The organism is Luteolibacter sp. LG18 (assembly GCF_036322585.1).
Lineage (GTDB): Bacteria > Verrucomicrobiota > Verrucomicrobiia > Verrucomicrobiales > Akkermansiaceae > Luteolibacter.
This window is the reverse complement of sequence record NZ_AP024600.1, coordinates 2,468,124-2,481,723: the sequence shown is the minus strand read 5'-3', so window position 1 is coordinate 2,481,723 and position 13,600 is coordinate 2,468,124. Positions and strand designations below refer to the sequence as shown.

Below are 13,600 nucleotides of genomic sequence, written 5' to 3'. Positions count from 1 at the left end.
TTGTCTGCGATCACTTGTGAAATCCGCCGCTGCAAAACGAAACTTGGCAGTTTGCAACCCCACTCTGTCGAAATTCCCCATCGCCAGCAGACGTCTCCCTCTCCACCATTCCCCAAATTTCCCAAGCATTCCCACCATTCCCACCATTCACATGATCCGCAAAACCGCCCTCGCCCTGGCCGCCGCCCTCACCACCCTCCAAGCCATGCCCGCCCGAGCCGCCGAAACCGAACCGCAGCGCGATGCCCGCATGCAATGGTGGCGGGAGGCCCGCTTCGGCATGTTCGTCCACTGGGGCCTCTACTCCGGCTTGGCCGGCAATTGGGACGGGAAGCCCTACGGCGGCGGCGTTGAGTGGCTGCAGAGCCTCGCCGGGGTCGATACCGACACCTACGCGCAGACGGCCAAGCCGAAGTTCGCCCCGAAACCCGGCTTCGCCAAGGAATGGGCGAAGCTGGCGAAAGACGCCGGCTGCAAGTACGTCGTTTTCACCACCAAACACCATGAGGGCTTCTTCCTGGGGGATTCGAAGCTCACCGATTACGATGGCAAGGACGTCACCGGCCGTGATCTGGTGAAGGAGATCGTGGATGCCCTCCACGCCGAGGGCCTCAAGGTCGGCTTCTACCACTCGATCATCGACTGGCACCACCCGGACTACGATTTCAAGGCGGCCAAGGGCCTGCCCTATCCCAAGCAGGCCGCGGCCAAGGCCACCGGGCCGCGCGACCACGCGAAATACATCCAGTTCCTCCACGGCCAGGTCGACGAACTCATGTCGCACTATGGCCAGGTGGATGTGCTGTGGTGGGACTACAGCTCCACCCAGTTCGACGGCGACGCGGCCTGGGGCGCGGCCGACTTGATCAAGGAGGTCCGCGCCAAGCAGCCGGGCATCATCATGAACAACCGCCTCTACCGCCGTCCGGAGGCCGGCTTCAGCGGCATGGGCACCCACAACGTCACCGACCGCATGGACCCGCAGTACGGCGACTTCGTCACCCCGGAGAACAACATCCCCGCCAACGGCCTCGGCAGCGTCGACTGGGAAACTTGCATGACCATGAACGGCACCTGGGGCTTCTCCGACCACGACGACAAGTGGAAGTCCACCGAGAAGCTCATCCGCAACCTCATCGACATCGCCAGCAAGGGCGGCAACTACCTGCTCAACGTCGGTCCCACCGGCGAAGGCACCATTCCCGCGGAAAGCATCGAGCGCATGGAGGCCATGGGCACGTGGCTGAAGAAGAACGGCGAGGCAATCTACGGCACCAAGGCCAACCCGTTCGAGAAGGTCCCCTTCGACGGCCGCGTGACCAAGAAGGGCTCCACCCTCTACCTCCATGTCTTCAAGCGCCCGGACACCGGCACCATCGTGCTGCCGGTGAAGGCCGCCAAGGCCACCCTGCTCGACGGCGGCAAGGCCCTGGAGCTGAAAACCGAGGGCGACCAGACCACCATTACCCTGCCGGAAACCCTCGCCGATCCGATCGCGACGGTGATCAAGGTGGATTGAGGGAACCGGATAACAGACTGGTTTTCAATCAAAGGCCGCCGTGGGAACACGGCGGCTTTTTGAAGGAGTTGAGCCTTCAGGCGAGGAGGGTCTTTAGAGGGAGGCGGAGGCTAGTGAGATTTTAGCCGCAAAGAGGCGCAAAAATCGCAAAAGGAAAGAGCTGGAGGCCGAGGAATGGGCTCTGGACCGCCCGTCCTCTCTTCCTGAACACTGCAAACCAGCAAACTCTTCAGGCCTCCGCCCTCCTCTACCTAAAGACCCTCCTCGCCTGAAGGCTCAACTCACTCCATCTCCGATTCCCCGCAGCACGAACCCTGGGCGTGCAGGCAACCCGCGCACCACGCCTCGCCCTCGATCACGATCGCAGCCTCCTGTCCGCAGAGGTGACACGGCTGCGGCTCGGCTTTCACGGCGGGTGGATCGCTCTCCATGCGGGAAACCCAAGCACGGCTGGCGGATTTTTCACGCCCCGATGTTCGACGTTGATCGCCGCGGTGACCATGTTCAGGTTCTCCCGCCATGCCGCGCCTCGCCCTGCTCCAGTCCAAGACGTTCCCGACCAAGGAGGAAGCCTACTCCCACCATGAGACGCTGATCCGCGAGGCCGCGGCGGGGGGCGCGAACATCGTGGTGACCCAGGAGCTGTTCCTGACGCCCTATTTCTGCACGGTGGAGGATCCAGCCCTCTTCGACCTCGCCGATCCCCTGCCCGGCCCGCTGACCGACCGTCTCGGCGCGCTGGCGAAGGAACTGGGCATCGTGCTCGTCTCCTCCCTTTTCGAAAAACGCGGACCCGGCCTCTACCACAACACCGCCGCCATCCATGACGCGGATGGCGCGCTGCTCGGCCTCTACCGGAAGTCCCACATCCCGCAGGACCCGGCCTTCGAGGAGAAATTCTACTTCACCCCCGGCGACTCCGGTTGGCCGGTGTGGGACACGAAGTTCGGCAAGCTCGGCGTGCTGATCTGCTGGGACCAGTGGTATCCGGAGGCCGCCCGCCTGATGGCCCTCGGCGGCGCCCAGCTCCTCGTCTACCCCACCGCCATCGGCTGGCTGCCGGAGGAAAAGCCAACCCTCGGCGATGCCCAGCACTGCGCCTGGGAAACCGTCCAGCGCGGCCACGCCGTCGCCAACGGCTGCTACCTCGCCGCCGTCAACCGCACCGGCAGCCAGGACAACACCGAGTTCTGGGGCCGCTCGTTCGTAGCCAATCCCTACGGCGAAATCGTTGCCAAGGCTTCCACCGAGAACGAGGAGATCCTTTACCACGACGTGGACCTCCAGCAGGTGGAGGACTTCCGCCGCATCTGGCCGTTCTTCCGCGACCGCCGCATCGACGCCTACGGCGACCTGACCAAGCGCTGGCGGAGCTGAGGGATTGCATCCCCCATCCGGTGATCTATGTTGCCATCGATGAGCATCTCTATCGCAACCGATGCCCGTGCCGCCGACTTGGCCAAAGTCCGACAGGCCCGGCTGATGCCACCCGGCATGAAATTCCGGGCAGGGGGCGATTTGTTTGAAGAAGCCTGCCTGTGGACACTGGCGGGCATCGCCCACCAGCGACCGGACTTGGACGAAGCTGGCCGCATGAAGGAGCTGCGCCGCCGCTTGGACCTTGCCAACAAGGCCTCGGCATGAGCGGCACCGACGCCCTGCTGGCACTCACCGCGGCTCTCGACGGAGCCGCGATCCCCTATATGGTGGTGGGCTCCTATTCGTCGAATTTCTATGGCGTTCCTCGATCCACCAAGGACGCGGATCTCGTTCTCCACCTTCCCTCCTCGGGCTGGGCACAGCTACCGGGCGTGCTCCCTCCTCATATCGTGATGGAAGAGCAGATGGGCTTCGAAATGGTGACATCCACCCGCAAGGAACTTCTCCGGGTGAAGGACAGCCTGTTTCAGATCGAGCTGTTCCATCTCAGCAATGACGCCCACGACCAGTCGCGCTTCGAACGCCGTCGTTTCATCGAAATCTTCCCCGGATCAAGCGTCTGGCTACCCACCGCCGAGGACGTGATCGTTCAGAAGCTGCGCTGGGCCAACGGCGCAAAGCGCCCCAAGGACTTCGCGGATGCCGTCGCGGTGCTGCAAGTCCAAGGAACCGCCCTCGACTGGTCCTACATCGAGAAATGGTGCGCGGAACACGGCACCCTCGATGTCCTTGCCGAGGCCAAGACCGAGGCCGCACCGGCCTGGGAGGACTGACCACGTGCTCCAGCCTCATCAATCCCGCCATGGTCTCTTACTTCTGGTGGTCCTCGCTTGCCTGCTCGGAAGCTGGTGGGACTCCATCCGGATGGATTCGTGTGCGTGGATGCAAATCGGCCGAACCCATCTCACAATCGGACAGGTGGACTGCCGCTTTTACGCGAAGATGTTGTCGCTTCCACCGAGTGCTTGGAGGGCAGGAACCAGCCGTTGCTTGCCCGAAGACGATCTCACTTGGGACCAAGACACGATCGTCTCACGCCACATGACCGGCTTTCCATGGTTGGGAGGTTGCTCAGTTCAATTGGGCTCCAATTGGGCTTCGTTGTTCGTACCCCATTGGCTGATCACCACGTTATTTCTCGCAGGGATCGCCTTCCTTGAAGTGGCACGGCGACGAAGGAATCGGAACACCGTGACATGACGGGGCAGGAACCTCACCCCTCCTTCTCTCCGAAGCGCACCACCATTTCGCCGAAGTCCACTTCCAGGCCGTGGCCGTTCTGATGGCAGACCGCCGTGGCGGCGAGGCCGATGCAGCGGCGACGCGCGTCGCCACCTGGATCAGGAAACACGTCCACGATTCCGCATTCCAGCAACTGCGGTAGATGGCTCGAAAGAGCCGGCCGGTCCACACCGAGGCGCAGCGCCAGCTCCTTCACCGGCAGCGCCCCATGGGTGGCGATTTCCCGAATCAGGGCCCAGCGCACCGGATGGCCGAGGGCCAGCGGCTTGCGGGCACCGGCAATCGCCTTTCCCTGCTCCTTCAAGCCTGCCCGCAATCTGGTCTTCGTACCGCTCATCTCCACTCTCCCCAAAGGCTAGGTGTTATCACCTGACTTGGCAATACCGTAACCGCGATGAGTAATATTAGATGCAGCATGCATCTCCCGTAATCGCTGTTTTACCTATTCAATTGCCTATGATCGGTAACTATTGGATTACCAATAAACAACCACAACAAACTGAAAATCAACATCACAACCCAATCCCCAAGCTATTCAGAAAACCACCTCCAGCGCAGACCGAAAAAAGTTGTCATCACATGCACAAAAACATTTCCCCAAACATTGATCCTTAGCACACGGTCCCGCCCGTGGATACATCCTCACATCCTGAAAACCCGGATCTACCGCTGGACGACGGGGATGTGCGTGCCATTGTCCGTCTGCTGGCGGAAGTGGCGACGGATCAAGGGCCGGTGAACCGCAAGCGCGAGCGCCTGATGGAAGGGCTGTGCCGCATGATCGAGGCCCAGGCCTGGGTCTGGGCCGCCGCACCCTCCCAGATCCCCGGGCAGCAGCCGGTCTATCTCTATCACCAGACGGGTGGTCTCCGCCCGGACCAGTTGCCACCCTATCTGATGGCGGTGGAGCATCCGGAAAGCGGCGAAATGACCATGCCCTTCATTCTGGAGTTGGAGGCCGGTGGCGGCCACCTGACCCGCCATCGCCAACAGATCGTCTCGGACGAGCGCTTCCGCGGCTCGTCGGTCGGCCAGTTATGGGAAGACGCCGGGCTCGGCCCGCTGATCCTCTCGTTCCGCCCGCTGGAACGCGGGGCGATGAGTTCGGTGGGCATCTATCGGAAACTGGATCAGCCGGCGTTCACCCAGCGCGAATCGAAGATTGCGCATATCTTGCTCTCGGAGGTCGATTGGCTGCACATCGAGGGGCTGCCGGTGGAGGAATCCCGGTCGCTGCCGGCCCTTTCCCCTCGCTGCCGGATGGTGTTCTCGCACCTCCTGCATGGCCGCTCGCGAAAGCAGATCGCCGCGGATCTCACGCTCTCCGTGCACACGGTGAACGACTACATCAAGACGCTGTTCTCCCACTTTGGCGTGCGCTCCACGCCGGAACTGCTTGCCCGCTTCCGGGTGGGAGATGGCCGGGATACCCCCTAGTTTTGGGGAATTGGCGATCCCGGCGGTTCCCGGTAGTTCCACCCACGCAGGTCGAGTGACCCGCCGAAACCCTCCGGCCCGGTGCTCATGACAGACAGCGGGTCGGGGGAAGGCGGCGGGCTTCCGGATGTTGCTGGCCAGCATTCCCCGGCAGGCCTACCTTCGGGCCGAGATGCCCGTTTTGTTCCTGATCGTCGCCTGCGCGCTGTGGGGCCTGAGTTTCCCCGTGGTGAAGGCGCTGCACTATGAGCAGACGCTCCGCATTCCGGAGGCTTCGAGCGCCTTCCTCGCGGCCTGGATGCAGGTCGGGCGGTTCGGGCTGGGCGCGCTGATCCTGCTGCCGCTGCTCCACCGCGTGCGGCCGACCCGCCGGGAACTCCGCCAAGGGCTGCTGCTCGCGCTGTGGGGCGGCTTTGGCATGGCGGTGCAGGCGGATGGGCTGGCCTACACGGCCGCCTCCACCTCCGCCTTCCTGACGCAGGCCTACTGCGTGATCCTACCGCTGTGGGCGTGCCTGCGGCTGCGCCAATGGCCGACCCTCCGGGTGGTCGGGGCCACCGTGCTGGTGATGATCGGCGGCGCGATCCTCGCCGGCCTGAAGCCCGGGGACCTGCGGCTGGGACGCGGCGAGATCGAGACACTGGTGGGCGCGTGCATTTTCACCTTCCAGATCCTGACGCTGGAAAACCCGCGCTACGACGGGAACCGCGGGCTGCCCGTGACCTTCGTGATGTGCACGGCCATCGCCCTCCTGTTCATCCCGATCGCGTGGCTGCTGGCCCCCACGTCCGGCGCAATGATCGCCGCGGGAGCCTCGTGGCCCGCGTTCGCGTTGGTGGCGGTACTGGCGTTGTTCTGCTCGGTGGGCGCCTACCTGTTGATGAATATCTGGCAGCCGCGCGTTTCCGCCACCGAGGCCGGACTGATCTACACCATCGAGCCGGTCTTCACCGCGGGCTATGCGCTGGCGCTGCCCGCGTGGCTCGGTGGGTTCGTGGGGGCTTCCTATCCGAATGAAACGCTGACCTTCTCGCTGGTGGCAGGCGGTTCCCTGATCCTCGCCGCAAACGTGCTGATGCAGTGGAGACGCCCGCCGCACGATCCGTCGATCGCGCCGGCACCTTAGTAGTAACAAGCATTCCTGCTTGTGCTACCTACAGCCCGATCGCCGCGCGCCAGGCCTCCGGCACGAAGAAATCGACCAGCAGCTTCACGTTCAGCACGATGATGATCGCCGCGGACACCCAGGCGAGGACCTTGATCCACAGCGGATTGGCGAAACGCCCCATCTTCACCTTGTCGCCGGTGAACATGAGCAGCGGCACCACCGCGAACCCGAGTTGCATCGAGAGGATCACCTGGCTCCAGATCAGCAGGTTGGTCGTCTGCTTTTCGCCGAACATCGCGATGATCACGACGGCCGGCACCACCGCGATGAGGCGGGTGATCAGGCGGCGCACCCATGGCTTGAGCCGGATGTTGAGGAAGCCCTCCATCACGATCTGCCCGGCGAGCGTGCCGGTAAGCGTGGAGTTCTGGCCGCTGGCGAGCAGCGCCACGGCGAAGAGCGTGCTGGCCACCCCGACGCCCAGCACCGGGCTGAGCAACTGATAGGCCTCCTGGATCTCCGCCACCTCGTGCATGCCCTTCGAATGGAAGGCCGCGGCCGCGAGGATGAGGATGCCGCCGTTGATGAAGAGGGCGAACATCAGCGCGCCGGTGGAATCGATGGTCGCATACTTGATCGCCTCCGCCCGGCCCTCGTCAGTGCGTTGGAAATCGCGTGTCTGTACGATCGCGCTGTGGAGGTAGAGGTTGTGCGGCATCACCGTGGCTCCGAGGATGCCGATGGCCACGAAGAGCATCTCCTTGTTGTGCAGCAGCTCGGCGGAGGGCGCGAACCCGCGGGCGATGCCGCCGAGGTCCGGCTTCGAGAAAATCATTTCCGCCGCGAAGCAGCCGCCGATGGTCAGGATCAGCGTGATGACCAGCGCCTCCACGTAGCGGAAGCCCTTGTTCTGCAGCAGCATCACGATCATCACGTCCGCGACCGTGATCACGCAGCCCGTCACCAGCGGGATGCCGAAGAGCAATTGCAGGCCGATGGCCGAACCGATCACCTCCGCCAGGTCACACGCGGCGATCGCGGCCTCGCACAGCACCCACAGCGCCCATGCCACCGGCTTCGGGTAATGGTCGCGGCAGGCCTGGGCCAGATCGCGGCCCGTCACCACGCCCAGCTTCACGCACAGGTGCTGGAGCAGGATCGCCATCAGGTTCGAGATCAGGATGACGGAGAGCAGCGTGTAGCCGAACTTCGCGCCGCCCGCGAGGTCGGTCGCCCAGTTGCCCGGGTCCATGTAGCCGACCGAAACGAGGAAACCCGGACCGGCGAAGGCGAGCAACTTCCGCCACCACGAGGCGTTCTGCGGCACGCGGATCGAGCGGAAGACCTCCGGCAAGCTCTCCCGGCCCTGATGGCGCCAGCCCCGGCCTCGGCACGGGGTATCTTCACGACTGGTGGAATCGGTGTCGAAGGTGGCGGCCGGATCGGACATGACGCTGGGGACTTCTTACCCCTGAAAATTTACGGATCAACCCCATATTTTAGCCGAAGCTAAAATTCATAACCGAGGAAAGGAGAACCGAGCCCCTCTTTCCTCCCGTTTGTCGGCAGAATTGCCCATGAAGAAGAGGTTGAAATGACCGCGGCAGCTGCTCCGTTTGGTGGCCGTTCCTTTTTTGTATCACCGCCTTCTCGTCATGCGTTTTGCACTCCCACTCCTCGTTCTTGCCACCGTTCTGCCCGGACTCGCCGCCGATCCCTCTCCGCTGGTCATCCCGAAACCGGTGGCCCTGACCCGGGACACCGGAAACTTCACCCTCACCCCGCAGACGGTGATCGTGGCGGACGCCGCCAGCCAACCGGCGGCGAAGATCCTCGCGGCCCAGCTCTTCAAGGCCACCGGCCAGCGCCTCGCCATCCAGCCGCAGGCCACCGGCCCCGCCATCACCCTGCGCGTGGAAGGTTCCGCCGCCCCGGGCAACGAGGCCTACAAGCTCGCCGTCACCGCCGCCGGAGCCACCATCACCGCCCCGGCCTACGCGGGCGTCTTCAATGGCGTGCAGACGCTGCTCCAGCTCCTGCCGCCCGCCGTTTACTCGGACCATGAGGTCACCGGCCAGGCGTGGACGATTCCGGCGGTGCGCGTCGACGACCAGCCGTCCTACCCGTGGCGCGGCATGATGCTCGATTCCTCCCGCTACTTTTTCGACAAGGCCTTCGTGCTCCGTTACCTGGATATCATGGCGGCGCACAAACTCAACGTGCTGCACTTCCACCTGATCGACGACGCCGGCTGGCGGCTGGAGATTAAGAAGTATCCCAAGCTCACCGAGATCGGAGCCTTCCGCGGCGAGGGGCCGAACCGCCAGGGCGGCTTCTACACCCAGGACGACATCCGCGAGATCGTGAAGTACGCCGCGGATCGTAATATCACCGTGGTCCCGGAGCTGGAGCTGCCCGCCCACACGCTCTCTGCCATCGCCGCCTACCCGTGGCTGTCCTGCACCGGTAAGGAGCAGAAGGTTCCCGCCGTCCACTTCATCTCGGACGACCTCTACTGCGCGGGCAAGGCGACGACGTGGCAGTTCCTCCACGACGTGCTCGACGAGATGTGCACGCTCTTCCCCTCCACCTACATCCACATCGGCGGCGACGAGGCGAAGTATCCGAAGTGGAAGTCCTGCCCGGATTGCCAGAAGAAGATGAAGGAGCTCGGGCTGAAGAGCGAACACGAGCTCCAGGGCTGGATGACCACCGAGGTGGAGAATTACCTGAAGAAGAAAGGCCGCCAGATCCTCGGCTGGGACGAGATCCTCGGCTGCGGCGTGTCCACCACCGCGGGCCTGATGCCGTGGCACGACCCGAAGGCCGTGACCGAAGGAGCGAAGCGGGGCAACCCGTTGGTGCTCGCGCTCACCGACCGCTGCTACTTCGACGTGCCGGAAAGCAAGGAGCCCGGCGAGGTGCCCGGCGCGGGCTGGCTGCCGCCGATTTCCCTCCAGCAGGCCTACGACTGGCACCCCACCCCGGCGGGCCTCACCCCGCAGCAGGAAAAGACCGTGCTCGGTGCCGAGGGCTGCCTGTGGAGCGACCAGTTCCTGCACAAGCCCTTCCTCGCCGATACCACGCCCTTCGATGAGAACCGCTCGGCGCGTTACCTGGAGTATCTCATGCTACCCCGCGCCGCCGCCCTGGCCGAAGTGACGTGGACGCCGAAGGCCGGCCGCGATTGGAAGGACTTCTCCGCCCGCATGGCCCGCCAGTATGCCCGCTACGCCGCCGCCGGATGGAACCACCGCCTGCCGATCCCGCAGGTGACCTTCGCCAAAGGCAGCGATGGCAAGCTCACCGCCACCGCCGTTTCCCAGGTGGAAGGCGGCGGCATCCGCTACACCACCGATGGCAATTGGCCGCTCGCCTACTCCCCCGCCTACACGAAGCCCGTGACCGTGGAGAAGGAATCCGACTTCCGCGCCGTGGCGGTGAACTCGGACGGCCACATCAGCCTGCCGTTCCAAGCGAAGGCCGCGGACAACCGCTTCGCGAAATCCGGCGAACCCATCGGCGAGTGGAAGTCCGGCAAGGTCGGCGACCGCAAGCCGCTCACCGTCGAGTTCGACGCCACCGGCAAGATCAACCAGGCGGGCACCTACGAGGTCACCTTCCAGTTCACCGGCGGCAAGCAGCGCCTCGACATCGATTCGGTGGAGGTCTTCCTCAACCAGGACAGCGTGGCGAAAGACATCCACCACGGCACCACCGGCGCAACGAACGACAAGAACGTCTATCGTCTCAAGATCGACCGCTACGAAACCGGCGCCGCCTTCAAGATCCGCGCCGCCATCTACGGCGACGAAGGCAGCGACTCCAACGGGGTCGTGTTGTTGAAGAAGGCTCAGTAGCACAAGCATTCCTTGCTTGTGAGCCCTCGCGGCGGAGCACGGGGGGCTCGCTCGAATCAGCCGAGCGAGCCATCCGTGCCAAGGAGCAGGGACATTCCTGTCCCGTTTTCAAATCGATACCCAGCTTCGCTGGCAAGAGTTCAAAGAACGGGACAGGAATGTCCCTACTCCTTGATCAAAGAATCGATCCCGGCGCGTAGGCTGCGGCCCGCGGGTGGGCGGCTTCGATCGCGCTGACGGGGCGTTGCTCTCGCCCTCCGCCACGACCGCCGGAGCCCAATTCGCCGAAGCCTTGGCCACCGACGACCACGCGGCAATGGGCCTCGTCATCCTCACCAATGACGAACAATCCGCGGACCTGCCCGGCTACGCGAACCTGTGTGACGTTCTGTAGCACACGCATTCCTGCTTGTGAGCCCTCGCAGCGGAGCGTGTGGGGAACGCACGGGCCATCAAAACGGTCCGCTCCCCACACCCACAAACAAGAATGTTTGTGCTACTTACAGAATCGATCCCGGCGCGTAGGCCGCGGCCTGGGGGTGGGCGGCTTCGATCGCGCTGACGGCGGCGGCGAAGGCGGCCACTTGGGCGCGCGCGGCACCGGCGTTGCTCTCGCCCTCCGCCACGATGGCGGCGAGCTGTTCGCCGGTGAGCGGGATTCGCTCGTCGCCCGCGAGGCGGACGACCAGATCGTTCACCGTGGTCTTGCCGACGCGCAGGTCGTTCACCGTGGCCACGGCGTGCTCCTTGATCGCCTTGTGCGCGGTTTCGCGGCCGACACCGGCCTTCACCGCTTCCATCATGATGGTGGTGGTCATCAGGAACGGCAGGTAGTGGGCGTTCTCCTTTGCGATGACCGCCGGGTAGGCGTCCATCTGATCGAGGATGGTGAGGAAGGTTTCGAAGAGGCCATCGAGCGCGAAGAACGCGTCCGGCAGCATCACGCGGCGGACCACGGAGCAGGACACGTCGCCCTCGTTCCACTGGTCGCCCGCGAGGCCGCCGGCCATGGCGAGGTAGCCCTTCAGGATCACGTGGAAGCCGTTCACTCGCTCGCACGAGCGGGAGTTCATCTTGTGCGGCATGGCGCTCGATCCGGTCTGGCCGGGCGCGAAGCCCTCGCTGGCGGTCTCGTGGCCGGCCATCAGACGCAGCGTCTTCGAGAACGACGACGGGCCGCTGGCGAGGTCCGTGAGCACGGACACCACGCGGAAATCGAGCGAGCGCGGATAAACCTGGCCGACATTCGTCCACACCGCCGGGATGCCGAGGTGGGAGACGACCTTTTTCTCCAGGTCCGCCACCTTCGCGGCATCGCCTTCGAACAGGGAAAGCTGGTCCATCTGCGTGCCGACCGCGCCCTTCAGGCCGCGCACCGGGTAGCGGGCGATCACGTCCTCCAGCGCGTGGAAGGCACCGAGCAACTCCTCGCCGAACATCGCGATGCGCTTGCCGAGCGTGGTCGGCTGCGCGGCGACGTTGTGGGTGCGGGCAGTGATCACCACATCGGCCCATTGTTCCGAGCGGACGCGCAGGCGCTTGAGCGTGGCCACCGCCTTGTCCCGGATGACTTCCAGCGAGCGGAACACCTGGAGCTGCTCGACGTTCTCGGTGAGATCGCGGGAAGTGAGGCCCTTGTGGATGTGCTCGTGGCCGGCGAGGTCGTTGAATTCCTCGATGCGGGCCTTCACGTCGTGGCGGGTGATCCGCTCGCGGGCCATGATCGAGCCGGGGTCCACGCTGTCCTTCGCCTTTTCATAGGCGGCGATCGCCTCGGCCGGGATGTCCAGACCGAGATCGCGCTGGGCCTTCATCACCGCGATCCAGAATTCCCGCTCCAGCACGATGCGGCCCTCGGCGGACCAGATGGCTTGGGTGGCGGAGGAGGCGTAGCGTTCGGCGAGGACGTTGGGAATCACGCGGCGGACCGTAGGAAACCCGGCCGAACAGCGCAAGCCCCGGAGGACCACCCCGGCTTCACCGCCGGGCGATGGCCAGCTCGTAGAAATGCCGGGCCGCGCGACCACTGATTTTCCGGGACTTGCACAGTTCCTCCGCCACCGCTTCCACCGCGGCCCAGGTGCCGGCGTCCTCCAGCAGGTGCTCCACCTTGGCAAGCGTCCGCTCCAGCAGGCGCTCGCCCTGGCGCGGGTTCGGAGCCCGCATTTCCGCCAGCCGCCGCGCCATTTCCAAATCCTGCGCCGCGCCGGACAGGTGGTAGCGCCCGGTGAGCCGCGCCTCCGCCGCCATCCCGGCGAGCAGAATGAGAAGATCGGTTTCAAGGGTGTCCTTGAGCTTTTTCGCCGTGCCCTTCTTCACCTCGCAGTGCCCCAGCCGCCGCAGTTTCGGCACGATGCTGACCTCCTGGAGCATCCGCCCCTGCGACAGCGCGATCACGGCGTGCCCGGCCTCGTGGTAGGCGGTGAGACGTTCGAGATCGATGGCGGACATGGCCCAGAGTCGGGGCAGGCTGGTGACGCTGGCGAGCCAAAAGCCTGCACGTCATTTCACCGGCTGCCAATCGATGCCGTCCCGCGCCGCGTCGATCGCCTTCTGGATCACATGGAGCCCGTCCGGCCCCTCGCTGCCGTATTCATAAACCGAGCTTCCCGCCCCATCCGCCCGCAAGACCGTGACCGTACAGGACGGGGCATCCGTGTAAGCGGCATCATAGCGAGGCGCGAAACGATCGAACTTCCCGTTCCCGATCCGTTCGGATAACTCCGCGAAAGCCGCCGCCTCAATCCGTCCCGTGAAGCTCCCACGCCGAGACAGATGCGCCTCAGCCTGCAACTCCGCGCGCCCGTCCCGGCAAAAGCTCACCGTGTAGACCGGGCATCGGCCGAAGCATGCCGTCCGGCGCAGCAGAATCTTCTCCACCGGAGCCGCGAGCGTTCGTGCCACTTCAGCCGTATTCCGCCGCCCGCATCCCGCCAGCCCCAGCATCGCCATGACGAGGAGCAGCGCCTTTCTCATCGTGGCAGGATAGCGGAA

14 protein-coding genes are annotated in these 13,600 nt (G+C 64.6%); 8 read left to right on the top strand and 6 right to left on the bottom strand.

Annotated elements, in window-relative coordinates; all coding sequences use genetic code 11:
• The first annotated feature begins 151 nt into the window (after nucleotides 1-151).
• A complete protein-coding gene (locus llg_RS10380) occupies nucleotides 152-1,519 on the top strand; it encodes an alpha-L-fucosidase (protein ID WP_338289821.1) in 1,368 nt (455 codons plus the stop codon).
• Nucleotides 1,520-1,800: 281 nt separating this feature from the next.
• Here the strand turns inward: llg_RS10380 and llg_RS10375 are convergent, their stop codons facing one another.
• Entirely contained in the window at nucleotides 1,801-1,929 is a 129-nt protein-coding gene (locus tag llg_RS10375; protein WP_338289820.1) for a hypothetical protein, read from the bottom strand.
• 109 nt (nucleotides 1,930-2,038) lie between these two features.
• Between llg_RS10375 and llg_RS10370 the strand changes: the two genes are divergently transcribed.
• From llg_RS10370 to llg_RS10360, 3 genes are read left to right on the top strand one after another with little or no spacing between them, the layout of a single operon-like run.
• Nucleotides 2,039-2,896, top strand: coding sequence for a carbon-nitrogen hydrolase (locus llg_RS10370; protein WP_338289818.1), 858 nt, complete (start codon nucleotides 2,039-2,041; stop codon nucleotides 2,894-2,896).
• Between the two features lie 39 nt (nucleotides 2,897-2,935).
• Nucleotides 2,936-3,163, top strand: coding sequence for a hypothetical protein (locus llg_RS10365; RefSeq protein ID WP_338289817.1), 228 nt, complete (start codon nucleotides 2,936-2,938; stop codon nucleotides 3,161-3,163).
• Nucleotides 3,160-3,732 (top strand): hypothetical protein, encoded by a 573-nt coding sequence (locus llg_RS10360; RefSeq protein WP_338289816.1) that lies wholly within the window; start codon nucleotides 3,160-3,162, stop codon nucleotides 3,730-3,732. The genes llg_RS10365 and llg_RS10360 overlap by 4 nt, the downstream gene beginning before the upstream one ends.
• A gap of 440 nt (nucleotides 3,733-4,172) precedes the next feature.
• Here llg_RS10360 and llg_RS10355 read toward each other — a convergent pair whose 3' ends face one another.
• The gene (locus tag llg_RS10355; protein ID WP_338289815.1) at nucleotides 4,173-4,538 is read right to left on the bottom strand and encodes a winged helix-turn-helix domain-containing protein; all 366 of its coding nucleotides are present in this window, start codon (nucleotides 4,536-4,538) and stop codon (nucleotides 4,173-4,175) included.
• A gap of 293 nt (nucleotides 4,539-4,831) precedes the next feature.
• Here llg_RS10355 and llg_RS10350 point away from each other — a divergent pair, with 293 nt between their 5' ends.
• Both llg_RS10350 and llg_RS10345 read left to right on the top strand, forming a co-directional pair.
• Nucleotides 4,832-5,638 carry a LuxR C-terminal-related transcriptional regulator gene (locus tag llg_RS10350; protein WP_338289814.1) on the top strand — a complete coding sequence of 269 codons (807 nt, stop codon included), beginning with the start codon at nucleotides 4,832-4,834 and terminating at the stop codon, nucleotides 5,636-5,638.
• Nucleotides 5,639-5,810: 172 nt separating this feature from the next.
• Nucleotides 5,811-6,764 carry a DMT family transporter gene (locus llg_RS10345; RefSeq protein WP_338289812.1) on the top strand — a complete coding sequence of 318 codons (954 nt, stop codon included), beginning with the start codon at nucleotides 5,811-5,813 and terminating at the stop codon, nucleotides 6,762-6,764.
• 28 nt (nucleotides 6,765-6,792) lie between these two features.
• On the opposite strand, the gene llg_RS10340 is transcribed toward llg_RS10345, so the two are convergent.
• The gene (locus tag llg_RS10340; RefSeq protein ID WP_338289811.1) at nucleotides 6,793-8,196 is read right to left on the bottom strand and encodes an Nramp family divalent metal transporter; all 1,404 of its coding nucleotides are present in this window, start codon (nucleotides 8,194-8,196) and stop codon (nucleotides 6,793-6,795) included.
• A gap of 205 nt (nucleotides 8,197-8,401) precedes the next feature.
• Here llg_RS10340 and llg_RS10335 point away from each other — a divergent pair, with 205 nt between their 5' ends.
• Together llg_RS10335 and llg_RS10330 are read left to right on the top strand one after the other, a co-directional pair.
• On the top strand, nucleotides 8,402-10,606 hold the full coding sequence (locus tag llg_RS10335) for a family 20 glycosylhydrolase (RefSeq protein ID WP_338289810.1): 2,205 nt from the start codon (nucleotides 8,402-8,404) through the stop codon (nucleotides 10,604-10,606).
• A gap of 214 nt (nucleotides 10,607-10,820) precedes the next feature.
• Nucleotides 10,821-11,000, top strand: coding sequence for a hypothetical protein (locus llg_RS10330; protein ID WP_338289809.1), 180 nt, complete (start codon nucleotides 10,821-10,823; stop codon nucleotides 10,998-11,000).
• Between the two features lie 106 nt (nucleotides 11,001-11,106).
• On the opposite strand, the gene purB is transcribed toward llg_RS10330, so the two are convergent.
• The 3 genes from purB to llg_RS10315 are packed head-to-tail and all read right to left on the bottom strand — an operon-like array spanning nucleotide 11,107 to nucleotide 13,582.
• Entirely contained in the window at nucleotides 11,107-12,525 is a 1,419-nt protein-coding gene (purB, locus tag llg_RS10325; protein WP_338289808.1) for an adenylosuccinate lyase, read from the bottom strand.
• 58 nt (nucleotides 12,526-12,583) lie between these two features.
• Nucleotides 12,584-13,057: a hypothetical protein gene (locus tag llg_RS10320; protein WP_338289807.1), complete on the bottom strand. Its 474-nt coding sequence runs from the start codon at nucleotides 13,055-13,057 to the stop codon at nucleotides 12,584-12,586.
• Nucleotides 13,058-13,108: 51 nt separating this feature from the next.
• On the bottom strand, nucleotides 13,109-13,582 hold the full coding sequence (locus llg_RS10315; RefSeq protein ID WP_338289806.1) for a DUF6438 domain-containing protein: 474 nt from the start codon (nucleotides 13,580-13,582) through the stop codon (nucleotides 13,109-13,111).
• Nucleotides 13,583-13,600 lie beyond the last annotated feature (18 nt).

Bases quoted from the DNA above. Each gene is read 5' to 3' on its own strand.
- llg_RS10380 (WP_338289821.1), top strand. From the start codon at position 152: ATGATCCGCAAAACCGCCCTCGCCCTGGCCGCCGCCCTCACCACCCTC.
- llg_RS10370 (WP_338289818.1), top strand. From the start codon at position 2,039: ATGCCGCGCCTCGCCCTGCTCCAGTCCAAGACGTTCCCGACCAAGGAG.
- llg_RS10365 (WP_338289817.1), top strand. From the start codon at position 2,936: ATGAGCATCTCTATCGCAACCGATGCCCGTGCCGCCGACTTGGCCAAA.
- llg_RS10360 (WP_338289816.1), top strand. From the start codon at position 3,160: ATGAGCGGCACCGACGCCCTGCTGGCACTCACCGCGGCTCTCGACGGA.
- llg_RS10355 (WP_338289815.1), bottom strand. From the start codon at position 4,538: ATGAGCGGTACGAAGACCAGATTGCGGGCAGGCTTGAAGGAGCAGGGA.
- llg_RS10345 (WP_338289812.1), top strand. From the start codon at position 5,811: ATGCCCGTTTTGTTCCTGATCGTCGCCTGCGCGCTGTGGGGCCTGAGT.
- llg_RS10340 (WP_338289811.1), bottom strand. From the start codon at position 8,196: ATGTCCGATCCGGCCGCCACCTTCGACACCGATTCCACCAGTCGTGAA.
- llg_RS10335 (WP_338289810.1), top strand. From the start codon at position 8,402: ATGCGTTTTGCACTCCCACTCCTCGTTCTTGCCACCGTTCTGCCCGGA.
- llg_RS10320 (WP_338289807.1), bottom strand. From the start codon at position 13,057: ATGTCCGCCATCGATCTCGAACGTCTCACCGCCTACCACGAGGCCGGG.
- llg_RS10315 (WP_338289806.1), bottom strand. From the start codon at position 13,582: ATGAGAAAGGCGCTGCTCCTCGTCATGGCGATGCTGGGGCTGGCGGGA.